This window comes from Opitutus sp. ER46 (genome assembly GCF_003054705.1).
GTDB lineage: Bacteria > Verrucomicrobiota > Verrucomicrobiia > Opitutales > Opitutaceae > ER46.
Window position 1 is genome coordinate 316284 of the sequence record NZ_QAYX01000025.1, and the last position, 21503, is coordinate 337786.

At 65.1% G+C, this 21503-nt stretch carries 10 protein-coding genes; 7 read left to right on the plus strand and 3 right to left on the minus strand.

Annotated features, from left to right (window positions below):
- Nucleotides 1-471: 471 nt before the first annotated feature.
- Together DB354_RS19640 and DB354_RS19645 are read right to left on the minus strand one after the other, a co-directional pair.
- Complete coding sequence (locus DB354_RS19640) at nt 472-2385, minus strand: PAS domain-containing sensor histidine kinase (protein ID WP_107837343.1); 1914 nt, start codon at nt 2383-2385, stop codon at nt 472-474.
- 19 nt (nt 2386-2404) lie between these two features.
- Entirely contained in the window at nt 2405-3331 is a 927-nt protein-coding gene (locus DB354_RS19645; protein WP_107837344.1) for an HDOD domain-containing protein, read from the minus strand.
- A 268-nt stretch (nt 3332-3599) separates the two neighbouring features.
- On the opposite strand from DB354_RS19645, the gene DB354_RS19650 reads away from it, so the two are divergent.
- The 5 genes from DB354_RS19650 (at nt 3600) to DB354_RS19670 (ending at nt 12481) form a co-directional block, all read left to right on the plus strand.
- Complete coding sequence (locus DB354_RS19650; protein WP_107837345.1) at nt 3600-4445, plus strand: HDOD domain-containing protein; 846 nt, start codon at nt 3600-3602, stop codon at nt 4443-4445.
- 232 nt (nt 4446-4677) lie between these two features.
- Nucleotides 4678-5562, plus strand: a complete 885-nt coding sequence (locus tag DB354_RS19655) for an HDOD domain-containing protein (RefSeq protein WP_107837346.1) — start codon at nt 4678-4680, stop codon at nt 5560-5562.
- Between the two features lie 250 nt (nt 5563-5812).
- The gene (locus DB354_RS19660; protein ID WP_158277623.1) at nt 5813-8113 is read left to right on the plus strand and encodes a tetratricopeptide repeat protein; all 2301 of its coding nucleotides are present in this window, start codon (nt 5813-5815) and stop codon (nt 8111-8113) included.
- A 6-nt stretch (nt 8114-8119) separates the two neighbouring features.
- The gene (locus tag DB354_RS19665; protein ID WP_107837348.1) at nt 8120-10003 is read left to right on the plus strand and encodes a tetratricopeptide repeat protein; all 1884 of its coding nucleotides are present in this window, start codon (nt 8120-8122) and stop codon (nt 10001-10003) included.
- A gap of 138 nt (nt 10004-10141) precedes the next feature.
- The gene (locus DB354_RS19670) at nt 10142-12481 is read left to right on the plus strand and encodes a tetratricopeptide repeat protein (protein WP_158277624.1); all 2340 of its coding nucleotides are present in this window, start codon (nt 10142-10144) and stop codon (nt 12479-12481) included.
- A gap of 763 nt (nt 12482-13244) precedes the next feature.
- Here the strand turns inward: DB354_RS19670 and DB354_RS19675 are convergent.
- Nucleotides 13245-15896 (minus strand): glycosyltransferase, encoded by a 2652-nt coding sequence (locus DB354_RS19675; protein ID WP_158277625.1) that lies wholly within the window; start codon nt 15894-15896, stop codon nt 13245-13247.
- Nucleotides 15897-16194: 298 nt separating this feature from the next.
- Between DB354_RS19675 and DB354_RS19680 the strand changes: the two genes are divergently transcribed.
- Both DB354_RS19680 and DB354_RS19685 read left to right on the plus strand, forming a co-directional pair.
- On the plus strand, nt 16195-20211 hold the full coding sequence (locus DB354_RS19680) for a polysaccharide pyruvyl transferase family protein (RefSeq protein ID WP_107837351.1): 4017 nt from the start codon (nt 16195-16197) through the stop codon (nt 20209-20211).
- A 103-nt stretch (nt 20212-20314) separates the two neighbouring features.
- Nucleotides 20315-21394, plus strand: coding sequence for a hypothetical protein (locus DB354_RS19685; protein ID WP_107837352.1), 1080 nt, complete (start codon nt 20315-20317; stop codon nt 21392-21394).
- The last annotated feature ends 109 nt before the right edge of the window (nt 21395-21503 follow it).

The following is a 21503-nucleotide window of genomic DNA, read 5'->3' on the forward strand; positions in this document are numbered from 1 at the left end:
CGTCAGTTCCGGGCAGAACAGCGCCCGTGTTGGCTGCACCGACCGCCGATTCCGCATCCGTGGAGGCGGGAACCGGGGGCGCGGCAGGAGCCGGGCGAGTCACCAGGTCGGGAGGAGGAGGCGCTTCCTGAATCCGCAAGGTAGGCGAACCGAGTACGGGCAGATAGGGGGTATCTGCCACGGGCCCATTGACGGTTCGCAGGCGGGTGCCAGCGTGGCCCTCGTCGAGGGTCAGCGCCGGTACCAGTAGCAGCGAAAGGCAATGCAAAGCCCTGCGCACACCGGCCGGTAGGTGCGGTGGTTGGCGGTGATTCATTTCGTTTCCGACATTCCATGGTGGTGGATAGTCCCGATAATTGCCCGCTGGTGTATCGGCACGGTCGTGCCCTTTCTGAACCGGAATTCCTGCCCGCGGCGCCGGTATTCTGCGGTCGGCGCCGGATTGAAATCCGCGCACCGAGGCCTTGCCGCTCAATCGTTTAGCAGGGGAGAGTCCAGCAACTGCCGGACTTGCCGGCCGAGCTCGTGGAGCTTGTACGGCTTCTGGACGAAGTACCGCTGGCCAAGCTGCTCGAACTCGGCTCTTGCGGCCGGGGTGATATGGCCGCTGACGATCACGACCCGCAGCTTCGGCCGGCAAAGGCGAATGACCTTCAGAACTTCGACGCCGGTCGCGCCCGGCATGTTCAGGTCCAGCAACACGGCATCGTAATGGCGGCTCGTGTCGCTGATGAGCTCGATCGCATCGATGCCGGAGTGGGCGGTTGTCGTCGTGTATCCCTTTCGGGCCAGCGCGGTCGCCAGCAGGTTGCGAAGGGACTCTTCGTCATCGACGATCAGCAGCGACTCGTTGCCCCCCGGGAAATCCCCGCCCGAGGCGCCGGGTTGGGCCGCGGCGCTGACCTCGGCGAGCGGCAGGTAGACGCTGAAGGTGCTGCCCTTGCCCGGGGCGGACTCGACATCGATGAAACCGTGGTGCGACACGACGATGCCATACACGACGGCCAGGCCGAGGCCGGTGCCGTGACTGCCCTGCTTGGTCGTGAAGAACGGCTCGAAGATTCGCTGCCGCACCTCGGGGGGGATGCCCGTGCCGGTATCCACGACATGGAGGCAGGCGTATTGTCGGGTCGCGTCGCCACCAAGGCGCCGCAGCGTGCCGCCGGCGACGGTCTCCGTCGTCAGCGTGATGGAACCGCCCGACGGCATGGCGTCGCGGGCGTTCACGCACAGGTTGAGGATGATCTGCTGCAGTTGGTTGGTGTCTGCGAGGAGCGCAGGCAACCGGTCCTGGAGTTGCAGGTGCAGCGTCACCGTGCGCGGGAACGTCTCCGACATCAGCGTCGTGAGGTCGCGGACCAGCTGGTTCAGGTCGACCGGTGCGAACTTGACGTCGTTCTTGCGGCTGAAGGTGAGGATCTGGCGCACGAGCCCGCTGGCCCGCTGGGCGGCGTGGTGGATCTCGCGCAGGCTCTTTTGAAGCACGGCGGGATCGGGGGTGCCCTGCTGGCAGAACTCCGAGTAGCCGTTGATGATCGCGAGCAGGTTGTTGAAGTCGTGGGCGATGCCGCCGGCCAGCGTTCCGAGGCTCTCCATCTTCTGCGCCTGCCGCAGCTGCTGCTCGAGCAGCTTGCGTTCGGTGATGTCCTCCCGGAGGCAGAGGATGTTGGTGATGTCGCCGTTCGAGTTGCGGACGCACGAGACCTTGACCGACTCCCAGATGACCGACCCATCCTGGCGCGAGGTGGATAACTCGCCCCGCCATTCACCACCGGCCCGGATCGTCTTCCAGAATGCGTTGAACGAAGCCTGGTCCGGATGGCCGTCCTGCAGCACTTCGATGTTCTTCTCGATGATATCCTCGAGGGTGTGCCCCGTCACCTGGGTGAACTTCGAGTTCACGTACTGCGCGTGGCCATCGAGGTCGGTGATGACGATCGAGACCGGAGACTGTTCCACTGCCCGGGACAGCCGGTAGTACTGCTCTTCAGCGAGGCGCCGGCGCGTGGTGTCGCGGCCGACCGCGCGAATCGCCTGCAGCTGGCCGCCGGCATCCCGCACGGCGCTTTCCTCCCATTCGAGCCAGCGGATGCCTTGTGGCGTCATCCACCGATGTTCGGTCCGCGCCTGGTAGGGCGGCTGGGCGACCTCGAGCACCGACGATTCCAGCACCGGGGCGTCCTCGGCATGCACGAGTTCGCTGACCGGCCGGTCGGTGAACGATGCCGCGGCCCGGCCAAACTTGCGGGCGAACGAGACATTGACGGCGAGGATGCGGCCCTGCGGGTCGCGGCAGTACGCAAAATCGGCGCTCGTGGCCCAAGGGCCGAGCCACGTGGCGGCGGAACCGCTGGGCGCGTTGGCGGGAACGGGATTCGAATCCATGGCCGACTTCGGCAGGCGGCTACAGCAGCCCCTCAATCATGGAGGGCAGTCGGCGCAGCGAGTTGCCGATCGCGGCCCGGGCCAGTTCGTTCTCATGGTCTTCGTTGCCGTAGAGGATGCTCCAGCCGGGGAGACTCATCCACGCATCGGTAGGGATGGAATCGACCTGCTCAAAGCCGCTGTGAATCGCGTGATGGCGGACGACGTAATCCGCGACCTGGATGGCCGCGGCGAAAAACTGATGTTCGGGCGCCTTCTCCGGGGCGTCGTGGTGTTCAACCGCCATCACGATCTCGTCGGGGAGGTTGTGCCGGCCAAGGTAGTAGGCGCCAATCTGGCCGTGGTCCCAGCCGATGATCTCGCGCTCCCGCGCCGCCACATCTGCCGGCGTGTGCACCCGGGTGGCGATGATGGCCTGCAACTCGTCGGGGAAGGCATAGGCCATGATGATCTTGCCCACGTTGTGCAGGAGGCCGACGAGATAGTCGGTGTCGTCGTCGATGTGCAGCGCGGTGGAGCTCAGGATCTCCCGCGTCATGATCGCGGTGCCGATGCTGTGCGTCCACAGGTCGCGCCACGGGAGGGGACGCCCGCTCTGCAGACGTCCCAGCTCCTCCAATACGGGGGTGGCCATCGCCAGCTCGCGCACCTGACGCAGGCCGAGGAAGAACACGGCCTCCTCGATGTTGTTCACGTGGGTCGACAGCCCGAAATAGACCGAATTGACCATGCGCAGCAGCCGCGCCGCGAGGGACGGGTCGCGGCGGATGACCTCGGCAATCTGAGAGAGGACGCTGCGCTCCGACCGCACGAGCGCGTTGAGCTCCCGGTTGACGCTCTGCAGCGAAGCGAGCTTGGGGCAGGCAACAATTCGGCGCTTGATCTCGTCCTCCGAGTAGGGCGCGGCGCAGGCGCAAGGGACGGGAACGGAGGCGGCAGGAGACATGCGAAAGGGAGGTGACGCGACGACGGAATGCGGCACGTGCTGCCGGTGTTTATCGGCGTTTTCGGGCGGCGCTTGAGGGAAACTGCTCAAGCGCGGGGCGATCGGGCCGAAACAAAACCAACCCAGGCTTTCGCGCCCGAAATCGTCCGGTATTGTCTGGCGAGCCCGCCGGCATTTGCCCCGTCGCAGCCGGCTGGGGCGGCCGTCCTGATGACGGTCGCTACGCCATTTACTTAAATTACGCGCCCCGCAGCCGATAATCTATCTGATGATCGCTCCGACCGTCTCTCGCGAAGCGCTGCTGCACGTGGTGAAGAACCTGCCGGCGGCGCCGCGCATATTGGCGCAACTTGGGACGTTGCTGCTGGATCCGAACTCCGACCTTACCGACGTGGTTGACCTGCTCCGCCATGACTCAGCGCTGACGGCGCGCGTGATCCGCGTGAGCAACAGCGCGGCGTACGGCGCGGGCTCGCGCGCGGGCTCGATCGAGGAGGCGCTGATGCGCGTGGGCTTCAACGAGGTGTATCGGTTGATCGGTCTCGCGGCGGTTGCGCAGGTGGCGGAGGACAGCTTGCGCAACTACGGCGTCAGTGGCACCCGCCTCCGGGAGAACTCCCTATTCTGCGCCTTCATCATGGAGATCCTGGCCCCGGCCATCGATCTCGATGCCCGGGCGGCCTACACCGCGGGGCTGTTGCGATCGACCGGCAAGATCGCGGTGGACCGTCTGGCTCCCGGTCCACTGCACATTCGCAACTACGCGGCGTCGGGTCAGGGCCGTCCGCTCGACACCTGGGAAATGGAGACGGTGGGCATCGACAACTGCGCTGCCGCCGCGATGGTGCTCGGCGAGTGGCGTTTCCCGCAGCCGACGATCGATGCGATTCGTGAGCATTACCGGCCGCATCCGACCGCCACGCCGATGGCGGCGCTCCTGAATATCGCGTGCGGCGCGGCGGAGAAGGCGGGGTATCCGTTGCCGGGAGAGATCACCTACTGGGACGTCACTCCGGCCAAGCTGGAACTCGCCCACGTGGATTCCGACATGATCGAGCGGGCCATCGAGCGGGCCGGCTACCAGTTTGAACGGGCTCGCGAAGCCATCAGTTAACGCCAACGCCATCGACGTGAATCAGGCATTGTACGCCGTCTCCGCGGGCAGATTTTTCTCCGGCATCACGGCTGGATCGTGCCGTGTTTCGGCAGAGATATTTTCCGCTACCGAACTCGGAATGGCTTACGGACTTACGTCGGGGGGCAGGGCGATGGCGCGGGAATTGCGAACCACGACTTGCAGCGTGCGCCCGCCTGATCATCCCAGCGCCCGCCGCTCCTGACCGCCCATGACATCTTCGACCTCGAACGCACCCACCCAACTCGCGGACCGCGCGGCCCTGCCGCCCTCGCGCGAAGCGTTGTTGCTGGCGGTCAACATGCTCCCGGCGAGTCCGCAGGTGCTGGCGCGCCTCGATCCGATGCTGGCCAACGTGAACTCGAGCATCGAGGGGATCACCGAGCTGCTGCGCCGCGACGCGGCGCTGACGGCGCGCATCATTCGCATCGCGAACAGCGTCGCGTACAACCCCGGCGAGCCGATTGCCTCCATCGAGGAGGCGCTGATGCGCGTGGGTTTTGCGGAGGTCTACCGCGTCGCCGGCTTCGCCGTGCTCGCGCAGGTTTCGAACCAGCACCTCCCGCTTTACGACATCACCGGCGTGCAGTTCCGCGAAAACTCGCTGCTGACGGCGCTGACGATGGAGCAACTCGCGCGTCATGCGGGTATCGATACGCGCGTGGCCTACACCGCGGGCCTGCTGCGTTCGACCGGAAAAATCGCGCTCGATCGCTCGATGCGCAGCCAGGGCCGGCATCTCGAGGTGGAGCCGTATGCGCGGGGATCTTTGCCGGAATGGGAGCAGGCAACCTTTGGCTGCACCAGCACCGAAGCCTCCGCCCTCGTCCTTGAGGGCTGGCGGTTCCCGGCCGCGATCATCGAGGCGGTCCGCGATCACACCACGTGCGGTGAAAGCGCATCGTTCCTGGCCCGGTTGCTGAACCTCGCGGCCGGGGCGACCGATCGTTTTGGGCATGGGCTCGCGGGCGAGTATCTCCTGTGGAATCTGGCGCCAGAGAAACTGGCGGCCGTTGGGTTTGAGGAGGCCACCTTTGAAGAAGCGACCCGCTCGGCGCTCGAGGCCTTTGGCCCGGTGCGCAGCGCGATCGCTTAGCCGCCGGGCGGACGTCGTCCGCAGGCTGCCAAACAGACTGGCTGCGCACGTTTGAGACGGGGGAAGTTTTTGCCGCCCGGTCGCGATGCGGCGGAAATGGGTTGGAAATGTTGTACAATCTATCGGTGGCGAGCGGTTTGCGCAGCTGTGAGTCACGCTGGCGTGACGGTTGCATAGTGTTCGGCGTATGTCGCCCGCCGTCCACTTCGCGCTCGCTGAAAAGCGTTCGGCGCAAGCTGATCCAGACCTGATGACCAGCGCGACTGCGCTGCGCACCGCCGTCCAGGAGTTGGGAACTGCCCCGCAGCTCGAAGTCGTGCTTGCATTGCGCGGGGTGCGGGAGGCGGTCGCCGCGGAGTTCGCCAAACTTGATCGGCGCGACGTGAATTCGCCGGCGATCCCGATCGTGCTGGAAGCGATCCACGGCTTGGCCGCGTGTGGCGCCCTCGATCTGCCGCTGCGCGCGAAGGACGAGCGTCAGCTGGCGCATTGGCAACCCCTCGGCTGGCCGGGGCTGGTTGCCTCCATGCTGGTGAGCGCCGCGTGGCGCTGGGATGCTGCGCCGGTGTTCTCGCATGTTCCGGACTGGCTCTGGGGCGCGTACGCAGAGTGGCTGTTCGCCGCGCCGAACACGCTGGCGTCGGATCGGGAATGCGCGCTCTACGCGAGCCATCTGAGCCGGCACGCCGACGAACTGGCGCGCTGGGTGCAACGGCACCTTGGCGCGCCCGCGGTGCGCGCGGCAGTCGAGGCGTTCGCGCGCCAGGCTCCGCTGCATCCCTTGCGGTTCGCGCGGTCGCACGTGCTGCTGCCCGCCGAGTTGCAGGGCAAGATTCTCGCCCGGTTGCACGGCAGCTTCATTGGGCCGTTTGAACCGTGCGTCCGCCCGCGGGCCGGGCGTCGGTTGCGCGTCGGCTTTGTGGCGCGACAATGGGAGGCGAACGCGGACACCACGGCGGCGCTGGCCCAGTTCGAGCACCTGCCGGGCGATCGGTTCGAGCGTCGCCTTTTTGCGCTGCAGGAGGCGACGACGGCGTTCGGCTGGCGTTGCCGCGAATCGGCCGACGTGTTTCGCGTCCTGCCGGCCGATTGTGCCGGCCAGGCGGAGATGCTGCGCGACGCCGGGCTCGACGTCGCCGTGTTCGTGGGGGACACCACGCTGGCGGATAGTTTCAGCCGGCTCGCGAGCATCCGGGTTGCCCCCCTGCAGGCGGTGGAGAATCCGGCGGGGATCACGAGCGGCTTGCCGGAGTCCGACCTATGCCTTGTCCCGGCCGAACTGGCGCCCCCACGGACGCCGTCGCGCCATTCGGAGCGGCTTGGGGCGCTGCCGACGACGGCTTTCGCGTTGCGTCGCGGCGGAGACGCCGAGCGGGTCTGCTCCCGCTCCGACCTGGGCTTCCCGGAGCGGACGGTGCTGCTGGTGGCGGTGCTGGGCACGACCCATGGCACGCTGGAGACGCTGGTGAATTTCGGGCGCATTCTCGCGCAGGTCCCGGAAGCGGCCCTCGTGCTGCAGGTGGTGCCGGACAACGAACTCACCCCGGTCGGATTCGAACGCTTCTGTACGATCGTCTGCGCCACCCTCGATGAACTCCACGTGGCCAACGATCGGGTGAGCGTGCTGGCGCCGCGGGAAGCGCAGCACGAGGAAACGCGTGGGATCGTGCGGCTGGCCGACCTCTTCCTGACGACATCGGGCAGCGCGGTCTGGGCCGCGGAAGCGCTGGCGGCCGGCGTCCCGGTGGTCTCGGCCGATCCCGTGGTGTCGGATTGGCTCAAGGAGGCGAGGCTCGGCGAGCTGACGGCCCACGATGGCCCGGCCTTCGTCGAGCTGGCGGCGAGTCTCGCGGCCGATCCCGGCTGGCGGGAGAGCGTTGGCCGGCAACTGCAACGCGCGTTGCACGTCGGGCTCGCATGCCACGACACCCTGGCGGCCTCCGATGGATTTGCCGGCGTGCTGGAGACGGCGTTCGACCAGCTTGAGGCCCTCGGGCGCAGTCGTTTTCGCCGACAGCCCGATGCGGTGCGGGCGGGAGCGGCGGAGGATATCGCGAGCGCGGTGACGGCGGCGCAGGCGGTGCTCGAGAATGGCGGACTGCAGGGAGCGGCCGAGGCCGCGATGCGCGCGGTGATGATCCGGCCGCGGGATCCGAAGCTGCGCGCGCTTTGCGGCCGCGCCTTGCTGGCCGAGGGAGATGCGAGCCGGGGCGTGGAATACCTCCTCGCCGCGGTGCAGCAGCGGCGGCACGATGCGAATCTCTGGATGACGCTGGCGAACGGGCTGCAGGAGGCGGACCGGGTGGTGGAGGCCCTGCATGCGCTGCATGCCTCCTTGCGGCTTGATCCCGGCCGGCCCGACGCATGGAGCGCGCTGGTGGAACTGGCGACGAAGCTGGGCGAGAAGGATCTCGCACGCGAGGCATGTGGCGCCCTGGCCGAGACGGCCCCCGACCATCCCCAACTTGCCGCCCTGTGCCAATGCCTGGGCCGTGGGCGAGAACCGGTAAACTGCGGCAGTGACGTCGGCGCCAACCGCCTTGAGGCTTGAGCCGACATGGCAGCAAATCCGCAGCTCACGCACCGGCTGAACGAAGCCATCGCGCACCACAAGGCAGGCCGCCTGGAGCGGGCCGAGTCGATCTACCGGCAGGTGGCCGCGCAGGCGCCCGGCGCGGCCTTGGTTTACGACCTGTGGGGGCAGCTCGCGGAGCAGCAGGGACGCAGTGAAGACGCCATGCGCCTCTATCAGCAGGCATTCCGCCTCGACGGGCGTTCGGCGGGGGCGGCGACGCGCATCGCCGCCGTGTACATCGCGCAGGGACGTCTGCCGGATGCGGAGAAGATCCTCCGCCGTTTGCTCCAGGCTGCGCCGGACAGCGCCGACGGCTGGAACGTGCTTGGGTTCGCGCTGAAGTTGCAGGGTCGCTTTCCCGACGCGATTGCGTGTCACCAGAAAGCGGTGACGCTGAACCCGAAGTTCGTCGAAGGCTGGACGCACTTCGGCCTGACCTGCGGATTGATGGGCCGGAACCACGAGGCGCTCGTGCGCTTTGATCGCGCGCTCGCCCTGCGCCCCGACTATGCGCCGGCGCGCTACGGCCGGGCGCAGTCGCTGCACAAGACGTACCGGATGGAAGCGGCCATCGCGGAGTACGACGCATACCTCAAAGTGGAACCCCGGAACGCGGAGGCGTACAGCTATCGCCTGTTCGCGCTGCAGAACCTGGAAGGCATCACCCGGCAGCAGCTGTTCGAGGAACACCGGCGCTACGGCCGGCTGGTGGGCACGGGACCGCGGTCGCTTCCGGGCTATGATGTTTCTCCGGACCGCCGGTTGCGGCTCGCGATTCTCTCGCCGGACCTGCGCACGCACTCCTGCGCGTACTTTCTCGAGCCGCTGCTGCAGCAGCTCGATCCGGCGCAGTTCGAGCTGTACCTGTACCACGACCATTTTTCCGAGGACGACATGTCGGCGCGGCTGAAGAAGCACGCGACGGTGTGGCGCAATTTCATGGGGCAGCCGCATGCGGCGGTGGAGAAGGTGATCCGGGCCGACCGCCCCGACGTGCTGGTCGATCTCGCGGGGCACATCGGCAACATGATCCGGCTGCCGATCTTCGCGAAACGCCTGGCGCCGGTGCAGATCACCTATCTGGGCTATCCCGATTCGACCGGCGTGCCGGCGATGGACTACAGGTTCACCGATCCGGTCGCGGACCCGGAAGGGGAGGCGGATGCGTTTGCGACGGAGAAACTCGTGCGGTTCGCGCCGACGGCGTGGACGTACCAGCCGCCGGTTGAGGCCGGGCCCGTGGCACCGTTGCCGATGACCGTGGGCGCCCCAGTGACCTTTGGGTGTTTCAACAGTCCGACGAAATTCACCAGTGGGCTGTTCCGCGCCTGGGCGCGGATCCTGGAGCGCGTGCCCGGTTCGCGGCTCCTCTTGAAGGGGCGCGACCTGGAGGAACCGCAGGTGAAGGAGCACATGAACGCGTGGATGACCGAGTGCGGTCTGCCGCTCGACCGGATTGAACTCCTGCCGCGCACGGCAGGGGCCGCGGAGCATTTGGCGCTCTACAGCCGCATGGACATTGCGCTGGACACGTTCCCCTACAACGGAACGACGACGACCTGTGAAGCGCTGTGGATGGGGCGGCCGGTGGTGGCGGTGCAGGGTTCGCGCCACGCGGCGCGGGTGAGCGCCTCGCTGTTGAGCGCCGTGGGACACCCGGATTGGGTGGCGCCCGATGTGGAAGGGTATGTCGACCTGGCGGTCCGTTTGGCGGCGCAGCCGGCGGAAGCCGTCGCGGCGTCTGCGGGGCTGCGCGCTGACCTGCAGCGCTCGCCGTTGCTTGACCACGTGGGGCAGGGGAAGCGCTTCGCCGCCGCCCTCCGTGCCTGTTGGATCGAGCGGGGGAAAAGTCAGCGTGCTTCGTAGGCAGTTTTTTCCGCCATGGGGCCCTTACCTTAGGGCGTGTCGGGGAAAAGAGTCAAAAATATCTGGTAATAAACGTATTGCAATGTTTGTATCCCGATAGGCCCGAGACCTGCAAACTGGCATCTCATGGCCACCCCTGTGTCTCTCGTTTCTGAGCACCCAACCCAAGCGGACGACGCGTCCTCGCCGCTGAATCTCGTCAAGACAGCGCAGGACGCGTTGGACTGCTACGAGTTGGATCCAGGCTCAGCGGAGAAACGCGAGGTGGTGCAGAGCGCCACGCGAGCGGTAGCCGCACGGGCGGCCGCACTCGCCAAGCGTGAGAACGCGCATCCGCTCGTGGCGGCGACGCTGCCGTTGATTGCGAGCCTCAACCGCAGTGGGCTGCACGATTACGCGCTGTCCGATGCAGACCGGGCGATGGTCAGTGACGGCCGGAAGGCCTCTTGGCCGGCGACGCTTGCGATGATGACTCTGGGCTCCGCCTGGCAGTGGGGAGAGGTGCCGGGGATTGAGGCGACACCGCAATGGATGTGGGCCGAATACACGGCGTGGCTGTTTGCTGCGCCCCGAGGCTTTACGAAGGTCGGCGATGCCAACCGCTATGCCGGTTTCGTGGTGAGGCATCTCGAAGATCTGGCCCGGTTGGTGGAGCGGAATCTTGGATCGGCCGCGGTGCGCGCGGCCGGCACTGCCTACCTGAAGAGCGCCTCCGGCATCCCGCTGTACTTCTCGGAGGGTTGCCTGCGACGGCACGCGGAGCTGCGCGGGAAGATTCTGAAGCGGCTGCTCGGCCGTGAAGTCACGCCGTTTCAGCCCCTGGCCTTCAGCCGGGATGGCCGACGGCTGCGCGTGGGTTTCCTCAACCGCCATTTCGATTCGCAGACCGAGACGTACACCACGCTACCAACGTTCGAGCAGCTCGATTCCGAGCGCTTCGAAGTGATCTTGTTCGCGCTGCGCGAGGCCGACACTCCGCTCGCGACCTACTGCAAGAGCAAGGTGCAGGAGTACCGGGTCCTGCCGGGTGATCTCGAGGGTCAGTTGTCGGTGCTGCGCGACGCGAATCTCGACGTGTTGGTGTTTGGCGCCAACGTCACGGCGTCGGTGCATGAGGTCACGCAGTTGGCGCTCTATCGGATCGCGCCGCTCCAAGTCGCGAACAACTCGTCCTGCATCACGACCGGCTTCCCAGAGATCGACCTCTATGTGTCCGGCAGCCTCACGGAAGTTGCCGATGCTGCGGAGCAGTTCTCGGAACGGCTGGGCCTGCTGCCCGGCCCGGCGCACGCCTTCAACTATTCGGCGGACAAGGAAGAGCCTCGGGCGACGTGGACGCGGGCAACCCTCGGCGTGCCGGACGACGTGGTGCTGTTCGCGACCGCGGCCAACTACTTCAAGATCATCCCGGAGATGCAGCACGCCTGGGCGCGCTTGCTCGCGGCGGTGCCGAACTCCCGCCTGCTGGTGCACCCGTTCAACCCGAACTGGTCGTCCACGTATCCGATCCAGCGGTTCTGTGCCGAGTTCGACCGCGTGCTGGCCGAGCACGGCGTCGCGACCGACCGCCTCATGATCTCGACGGAGAAGTTCCCGTCGCGGTCGGAGGTGGGCCAGTTGTTGCGGATCGCTGACGTGTACCTGGATACCTACCCCTTCGGCGGCGCTCACTCGCTCGCCGACCCGCTCGAGGCGGGGATTCCGGTTGTTGCTTGGGAAGGAACCACGTTCCGCTCGCGCATGGGCGGATCGCTGCTGCGATCGCTGGATCTCCCGGAGCTTATCGTGACCAACGAGGCTGACTATCTCCGCCTGGCCGGGGAACTTGCGACCGACGCCGGGCGCCGGACGGCGCTCAGCGGGCGCATCCGCGAGAAGATGGAGGCCTCGCCCATCTTCCTCGATACGCTCGCGGCCAGTGATGCCTTCGGCGCCTTGATCACCGCGGCCTTCGACGAGTTGCTCGCCACGTCGCCGGAAGGCTTCCGCAAGGAGAAGAGCATCATTTCGGTGTCGGTTGAATCCGACGTCGCGGCGGCTACCGCATCGGCGGCCCACCTTTTGGAGGTCGGCCTGGGCAACGAAGCTGAAGACCAAGTGCGGCGCTTGCTCGGAGCACATCCGGCGAACCCGGAACTCCGCCGCCTGATGGGGCGGATCCTCACGAACTCGAATCGTTATGCTCGCGCGGCCGAGTACCTGCTCGAGGCCGTTCAGAATGCCACGCCCTCGGCTGCCATGTGGCAGGAGCTGGCGCGCGCGCTTGAGGCGAGCGGGAATATCGACGGCGCGCTCACGGCGCTGCAGACCGCGATCAAGATCGATCCGAAGAATGCGGAAGGTTGGTTCTATCTCGGCGACATCGCGCACCGCTGCGGGCACGCCGAAATGCTAACGGATATCGTGAAAATCCTGGAGCAACTCGCGCCGGACGATCCGCGACTGCCGGCCCTGCGCGTCTACGACCCCGTCGCGTAACGTCTCGGAATCGAGCCACCGTTCTTGGCCTTGACCGTTTGCCGTGCCCGCGTGCAGGCGCGACGCGGACTTGGTTGGCGCCGCTCCCGCAATCGAGCCTGTTTTTGCTGTCAGAAGTGACGGAGCTTAATGGCGCGATCGCTGAGATCCACGTGGACAAACGCAGCGTGTTGCCACTCCGGTGCTGGCGCTGCGGCGGTGAAAAATTCAATTGCGCGTCGCTCACGTGCGCGTGCGGAGAACCACTTTATCTCGCTGAGGACAGCATGAGCGTGGTGCTGCGAAAAGTGGCGAACTAGCCCCGAGGGTTTGTTCAGTTTTCCGACGGTCCGCTTCAAATCTCCGCATGATTTCCGTACGGAGTATCCGGACATTATGAAAAAGTATCCGGACATTATGATGGCGTATCTGGACATTATTATGCAACCGATTGCCAGTAAGTAGGTAATAATTGCAGCCCTCCTTGCCTGCGTATCGCCGTTCCGTGCCGCCGTTGAAACGAAGTCCAAGGTGGGAGGGGTAAAACTGGGGCACAAGAAGGGCGGAAAAGAGGCGCGAGACGCACCGGTGCTGGCACGGGAGGACGGCGTAAGGCAGAGATCGCGCGCCCAAAAGGGGCGCTACGGGGCGCCGCTTGGGTGAGATCGCGAGAAGATCGCGGGCGCAACCGGCGCTTTTCGACCCGCCCCTGCCGTAACGGCGCCGGCTGGACTCGAATGTTGAAGTCGTCGGTCGTATGCCCGCAGGGCGTACCCTTCGGGTTTCACCGCGGCGTAGCGGCAACCGGCCCGCGTCGTCCTTGTGTCTCGGCGCGGGCGATGCGCGTCAGGAGCGCGGTCGCCGCCGCGTCATTGGGGCTCGTGCTGAGGATGAGCCGTTGGAGCGTGTCGCGGGCGGCCGCGTATTGACCCAAGGTGAGTGAGAGTTCCGCGATGCGCAGCGCGAGCTGGACGCGAAACAGTTCGTTATAGGTGGCTTGGCGCTTCATTGCCCGCAGGTATCGCTGCATCGCCGCCGGGAATCGCTGCTGGGTCTGAAGCGCGATCCCCAACAGCAGCGAAAGCGCGCCATCGCATTCGTCGGCGCCAGCAAGTTGCGGGGTGACTTGGGCCATCAACGGCGGAAGTTGGGCTCCGACTGTTGCGATGAGTGCAGCGGTGGAACGCCTATCCTGAAGGCGCCGCTCGCGGAATGAGTCGTTGAGAACGAGAATCGCGCGGAGGAGATCTTCGGACGCCTTGGTGTGATGCTGGAGAAAGCTGCGGAGACGAGTGGCGGTGCTGATGGGGTCTCCGGGGGCGGCGGGCTGCTTTCCGGCGAGGACGAGTAGTTCCTCGAGGGCGGCGCCCATGACCTCGCCCGTCTTTGACCATGAGAATCGCTGTGTATTCTCCTGTCCGGAGGCGATGAGGCGGCGCCGGGCATCAGGGGCCTGCACCGCAACCAGCGCGGCTTTCATCGCAGCGACGTCGCTTTCGCCGACAAAGATCGCGGCTTCGCCGGCAACTTCTGGAATCGATGAATTGCGGCACGTGATAACCGGACAGCCCGAGCGTTGCGCCTCCAGAATAGGAAGTCCGAAACCTTCGTACTGTGAGGGGTAGACGAGTGCGATGGCTCCGGACAGGGCGGTCGACAACTCCTGATCATCGAGGCTCAGGCTGTGGACTTCGGCGCCGGCGACAAACGGGCGAAAGTACGATTCCAGCTCGCGGCCCGTACACACGACCGCGTATTTGGTCCGGTCTTCGAGCAACTGAAACGCCCGAAAGAACAGCATGGCGTTCTTGTAGGTGGTGCGGCTGCCCGTGAGCATGAAGTACGGCCTCTGGATACCGTGCTTCTTGCGGAACTGATCGATTTCGGAGCCAGTTCGCAGCCGGAACTCGTCGGCGACCGCATTGCGGGTCAGGTAGCTGGGCCGGTTGGCGTGTTGTGGATAAAGGAGATTGAAGTCACGCCGCGTGGATTCGGAGACGAAGAAGTGGGCGAATGCGTGATCGATCGCTTTTAGCTTTGCCTGCCACTGCACGTCGTTCAGGTCGAGGCCCCGCACCTCGGGAATCATGTCATGGAGCATGAGCGCGGATGGCGTCGTTTCGGGCCAGGTCAGATAGGTCGAGATAAACAGCGCGGCATTCTCCTCGTCACAGATCTGCTGCAAGTGCAGCGGATCGTCTGCGTAGGTGTTGAAATCAAATTGCCGCGCGGGACGCGTGCGCAGGCCGGGGATACGGGGTGCCGTGTTGTCGCGATCGAGCAGGAGAATGCGATCGGCCAGGGAAGACTTTGCGAGCTCGGCCAAAAGACACTGCCAGACCCGGGCGATCCCAAAAGGGCGGGACCGATGAAGCTGGAACATGACGCCATCGACGACGATAGGGCGCTTGACGTTGTGGGACGCTGCCCGGCGCCTGGCTTGCGCGGTGGTCTGGATTGATGGTGTACACCAGCCGAGAATCTCACGAAGTCGATGGGCGAGCGTCATTCCGCCGAGAACGAAATCGCGACCGCTCGCCGCCATCGCGGCCGATTTGCCGGGGTCGCGCAGCAGCCGTTGTACGCCGTCGGCTAATTCCGCCGCGTCGCTATAATAGAGCAGATGTTTGCCGGATTCGAACAGGGCATCCTGCTCCGGCCGACCGGTCCGGCAGGAGACAACCGCACACCCGCAGGCCATGGCCTCGAAGACTCGCGTGGAGTGAACAATCGACAGCGACGGGAACGCGACGGCGATCTGGTGCGCGTTGTAATCCTCAACAAATCGGTCGACCCCGGGCTGCGCGTGGTCGAACGGGAGTAGATCGAGCAGCCGAAGGTTGGAAAGATGTTCGATGAGAGTTCGCCGTTCTGAGTAGGTCGCTTGAGAGTTGTACGGCGTGGTGTTCCCTCGGAAGAAGGGGCGCGGCTTGCGCTGATTGAACGGCACTCGATCCGAGAAGACGCCTTCGTCGACGCCATAGGGCTGAATGAAGACAGGTTTCGTTGTTCTTGTTCGCAGCCAGACGGCGTCCACCGGATCCGGGCAGACGATCACGTCGGCACACTCGACTGCCGACAGCGCGGCATTCTTCATTCCGTCGTTGCCGAAGAGTCGGCAGTTGTTGTCCAGCGACTCGTGGATGTAGAGGACCTTCGTGGTTGTCGCGGCCGCCCAACGTTCCTTCCAGCGCGACGACGTGTGCAACGCCTGCGAATGCCAATCGAAGCCGAGCAAGATCATGACGTCACTGCTCGGGGCGGCGAGGTATGCGTACAGCCCGTCGTCGTCGGCTGTGTCTGAGTCGCCCCAGTTGGCGCGCGGCTCAAAAACGCGGTTGAGGCAGCCGAGCCGTTGTGCGGTTGCAGTCCAACCGTCACGAATGCACCAGGCGTGCTTTCCGGTGGCTTGATAGACGATGTCGACGGTGGGCATGTGGGAGGTTCCACGATTGCACACGCCACGCCAGGTTTGCCGTACGCTTTGCAAGCAGCGGCTGGACTGAGGTTTGTTCCTCAGTTCGCTCATCGCCGATGCTCAGCTCGCGCTGCGCAGTTACCCCCGGCAATTATTGCCGAGGATCGTGCCTGCGATCCACTCAGGCAAGAGGCTCCCTACGTAAACTCCTGCATGAAAGTCGGAAGCGCGCGGATGAACTCGATTGGCGTATGCCGTGCTTTTATCTCGGCTCCATGTCGTCACCGCATTGGGCCCTGCATCCAGAATTCACCGTATGACCAACCATGGAGAGTGTGCGACGTCACCATCGCAGACTGACCGGCCCGTGCTGCCGCAGGTCATTAATCTGCAGGCGATCGACGTGTGCAATAGCCGCTGCGTGATGTGTGAAGTGTGGAAATCGGGTCGTCGGGAGGTGCTGGGGTTGTCTGAGCTGCATGGTTTTCTCGCCCAGCCGTATTTCGCCGAGGTCGTGCATGTAGGGGTCACCGGTGGCGAGCCGACGCTCCGCAAGGATCTCGTCCAGTTGTATCACATGCTCCCGGGCGCTCTGCCCCGGATGCGTGGCGCCTCGTTTATCACCCACGGCCTGCAAACCAAACGGGCGGTCGAGGTATATGGTTCTGTCCATCGCGACTACGCGGCGCGGGGGCTGACGCTCGACGGCATGGTCTCGATTGATGGAGTCGGAGCGCTCCACGACGCGGTGCGAGGGCGCCAAGGCGCGTTCATCGCGGCGACTGAGACGCTCATGGCGCTTAGGGCGGCAGCGGTGCCGACCATAGCGGCGTGCACGATCGTTCGTCGCAACGTGTACGGGCTGCACGAACTCCTCGACTGGGCGAAGGAGCACCAGATCTACGTTCGGTTCCGTGTGGGGGAGTTCATCAACCGGCTGTACAACGAATCTTGTCGCGAGGAGATTCGGAACTTCGACGACGCTCAGTTGAGGCACTTGGTGTCCTTCTTTCATCTTTTGCTTGGCACCTACGAAACGGCCGCGGAGGTCCAGAAGACGTATCGTTCGATTCTGGCCCTGCTGACCGGCGATGAACGTCTGGTTGGGTGTCCTTATCGTCGCGGCAACGCAATCAACGTGGACTGTTTGGGAAGTGTTGCCGCGTGCGCGCCCAAAGACAGGCCGGTGCGCCTTCCCGCCTCCGTAGAAGACGCCCACGCGCTTCTGGAGGCGAGGCGAGCGGACATCGGGCGTCGCTTCTGTTCCGGGTGCATCCATGATTACCATGACGATTGGCTGCCTGAGGTGGCAAATCGACTGGCGGAGGACCGGCGCCGTGCGGAAGCCTTGTATGCCGCGCCTGACGCGTCGCTCACGGCGCCCGAGGCCTTGGCAAGTGACGTGGACTTTTCGGCCATGCGGCAGGTCGTGTTGGTTGGCTGGTACGGCACGGAAACTGCCGGCGACATCGCCATCCTGCGTGGCATCTTGAGCGAGTATTTGGCGCTCAATGCGGATCTCCGCTTTCACCTGCTGAGCCTGCACCCGTACTACACGCGGGCTAACATCGCCGCGTGGCCCCTGGAGTTGCAGAACCGAATCACGGTGAGCGACTACGCCAGTGCGGCCGCGGCCGCGGCGGTCTCGGATTGTGACGCGGTGGTCATGGCCGGCGGACCGCTGATGGATATTCCCGAGACAGGTCTCGTGCTTCGGCTGTTCAAGCACTTTGCCGATCAGGGGAAACCGCGCGTGATTGAAGGCTGTGGGGTCGGCCCCCTCAACCAGGCTGATTGTCGCTGGAACGTTTGCCGACTCGCGCGCCTGGCGAGTCGGATCAGCGTTCGCGATGGCGCTTCGCGCGACCTGCTTCGTGCTCTCGGGATTACGAAGCACATCGAAGTCAGGCGTGATCCGGCGTCCGCCTTTATTCGCGCCCTCGGGGTGCAGCACCGGGGGCAGGGCAGCGGCATCATCCGTTGCTTTCTGCGGGAACTAACCGCCGAGTATCCGCAGGAGCTTGGTTCGGAGGCCGTGCGACAGAACCTCGTGCAGCTGCTTCGAAACCTGCTCGACTGGTATCCCAACCACCGGGTTGAGCTCTGGGCCATGCACTATTTTTCGGTCGGGAATGACGACCGGTTGTTTGCACGGGAACTTGCGCGGGCCGTGGGCTCGCCTCGCCTCGTTGTCGACTGGCAACCCCGCACTCCTGAGGAAATCGCCGGGGCCATGGCCGAAGCCGAGTTCTGCGTCTGCATGCGCTTTCATTCGTGTGTGTTCGCGGCGGACGTCGGCGTTCCCTTTGTCGCCATTGACTACACGGCCGGGGGGAAAATTCGCGCGTTTCTCGAAGAGTCAGGACAAGCGCACCGGCTGACGTCGCCCGCCGAACTGGGAACGCTGACGCAACTGGGGTTGGCGGCAAAAATTGGCTCCGCCGTGCCTCGGCCGGCGCCGCGAGACCGGACCGCGTCGGGCGACGTGGTTGTGCTGCATGTGCTCGAGTGCCTTGGTGGCGGTGGCGCGGCCCGGGCCGCAATCGCCATGGCGACGGAATTGGGCCATCTCGGCTCCTTTGAGCACCGCATCGTGTCTTTGCGTCCGGCGGAACGTGACGGCCGCCGCCTCGCTGCGGCCGCTGCATTCGAGGTGCTCGACGTTCCCGGAACGACCGAGCTGCTTCACGCCCTGGCTGCAGCGGACATCGTGCTCGTGCACTGGTGGAATTCGCCCGAAATTGCCCAGCTGTTCTCCCGTGAGTTGCCGCCCATGCGACTCGCGCTTTGGCTGCATGTGGGCGGCTACCATGCTCCTCATGTCATCTCGCCGGCGCTGCTGGAATATGCCGACCTGACGGTTGCTTGCAGTCCGCATACGTACGCGCATCCGGCCTTTTCGACCGTCGACGCAAGCCGGAAGGCAATGGTGTTGGCCGGGGCCGATTTCAGTCGGTTGAGCGGTTTTGCGCGCCGCGCGCACACGGGGTTCCGAGTGGGATATATCGGGACGGTGGATCCGGTGAAAATGCACCCGGATTATGTGGCGCTGAGTTGCGGCGTTCGCGTCGAAGACGCGCGATTCGTGGTCTGCGGGCACGGTGACACGGGGTGGCTGGAGCGGGCGGCGGAGCAGGCGGGGCAAAGGGCGCGTTTTGAGTTCCGTGGACCAGTTGAGGATATCCGCTCGGTGCTGGAGGAACTTGATGTCTATGGATATCCGCTCGCGCCGGATACTTACGCTGCGGCGGAGTTGAATCTGCAGGAGGCGATGTTCGCTGGGCTTCCGGTGGTCGCATTCCCCTATGGCGGGATTGGAAGGCTGATCCGGAATGGGGAGACCGGTGTCTTGGTGACGTCGCCGGAAGAGTACGCGCGGGCCATCGAGCGGCTCCATGCCGACCCGGCGGAACGGGAACGGCTGGGGCGGAATGCCGCTGCGTTCGCACGCGAAAACTGGGGCGCGAAGAACGCGGCGCGGGGCTTTGGGGAGCAGATCAGCCGCCTTCTGAAGGGGCCCAAGACAATGCGTCCGAACTGCAGTGTCCTTGGCGTCCCCGCGGGAATCACGCTGGGGCGGGATGCAGCGATCAACCCCGGCGCCAGGACATTTGTCGCCATGTTGGGTGAGGCTGGTACCGCCTACTCGATCAGCATGAACGCGGAGGATGTAACGATGCTGCTGTCGGCGGAAGAAGAGATTGGGAGAATGCCCCGCATCATGCAGCAATCCTGCGGGGGGTATTTCAGGCATGTGTTTCCTCGGGATGCCTTTCTCAATCTCTGGTCCGGATTGGTGGCGCTTCGGATGGGAAACGGCGCCGCTGCTGGGGCAGCATTCGGCGCAGCGCAGCGCAATGGTCTGCAGCACTGGCGCGTGCTGTGGTACGCCGCGCGCGCGGCCGAGAGCTGTAATCAGTGGCGTGAAGCCAAAAAGGCGCTCGATGAGGTGCTGCGAGTCGTCCCCGAATTTGGACCCGCACTTGAAATGAAACGCCGGTTGGAGGAGCGCGGCGTTACCGATCCCCGGGCGGCGGCGTCTGTCGCCATGCAATATGTCCAACAATCGCAGCAGTGTGTGCGGGAAGGTAAGCTCGCCGAGGCCCGTGACCTTCTCGCGCGAGCGGTCGAGATCCTGCCGGCACCGCAGTTGACGATCCTGGAGCTCATCGCGGATCTCGACTGTCGTCGTGGCGACATGCCAGCGGCGGAGCGAGTCCTCGACCTAATTATGCGAGCCGAGCCGAATCGGACTACCCCGCGTTTGGTTTCGATACGTGCCACAGTGAAACAGTGGTCTGCCGCGCGGCCGTCGACGACCGCCCGAAAATGAACCCAACGGACTCTGGCTCGGCGGCAGGGCGCTTGGGCGTCCCTCGCGACGGCGGCGTGCCAACCGCGTTGGCTCGTGGCCGCTCAAGCTGGCATTCAGCGTGATGACCATGTCCACCTCAACGCCGCTTCGCCGCATTCGGGTCTGCTATTTTGACCAGTGGACGGATGCGCTGGAGCCGGCGGGTGATTTCTTGGCGCGCGCGGTGGGGATGGATGTTCGGCGACGTTTGGCAAACCCCGGGGATGGGGAGCTGCTTCGGAAGGCGCGGCTCGACTGCGACTGGTACACCGAAAACGCGCGGTGCTTTGCCGCCCTGTCGCATCCTGAACTCGAGTTCCTGCCCGCCTATGTCGGCGGGGCCGCCGGCCTGCTCGAGTTTGCCAAGCTGCCCCGCCAGCCCGGCGAGGAGCGGTGGTTGATCACGATGGGTCACCAGCCGCAGTTGCTCGGCGCGATGGCTGGAAGGATCTTCGGTCTGCTCTCCAAGGTGGGTGTGCGGCATCTGCTTTATGCCTTCGACGAGGCGAGCCGGTACATGCCGGGTTTCGGCGACGTGGCGCCGTATCTCGACGTCCTGATCCATGACGAGGCCCCGCTGGATTTCCGCGGCGCCGCGTTGTTGCGCGCGGGATGCCGACGCATCCACCGGAGTTGGGTGGCCAATGTGCTGCCGTTTGCGGCTCCGTTTCAGGAGGAGCCGGAGAAGAAGGTGTTGTTCCTGGGATCCAAGCTCGGGCTGACCGACAATCGGCTGAGGCAGTTCGAGTTTCTGTCGGAGCATCTGAAGGACCGGTTCGTACCGAGCCACGATCACTCCGTGAGCGTGGCGGACCGCCTGAGGCTTAATCGCTACAAGGTGGGCCTGGCGCCGGAGGGACGGAAGTTTGGCACGCCGGCAATGAGCCGGACGCACACGGACCGGCCGTTCTGGCTCGGATGCCTGGGCGCGGTGCCGGTGTCGGAAAACTCTGCCGCCGGTGACCGACTCAATGAGTTGGCCGACGCAGGGCTGATCGTTCGCTACCCACACCAGGACCTCAAGGGACTGCTCCGGGCCTGCGAGCAGGCCTTGGAGGTGAGCGAGGCTGACCGACGCCGGATCTACCTGCACTTTAACGAGCACGAGACGGTGGGTGCGGTCGTGGCACAGGCGATTGCGGGTTTTCTCGGCGTACGTTGATTCGGCCGCAGGACTCTATGTGAGGCGGGCGCACCGCACAGTCGCGCGGCCACGACGCTGGGAGGGGGTGTTGAGGTTTGACCTCCAAAAATGCGAAGGCCCCGGGGGT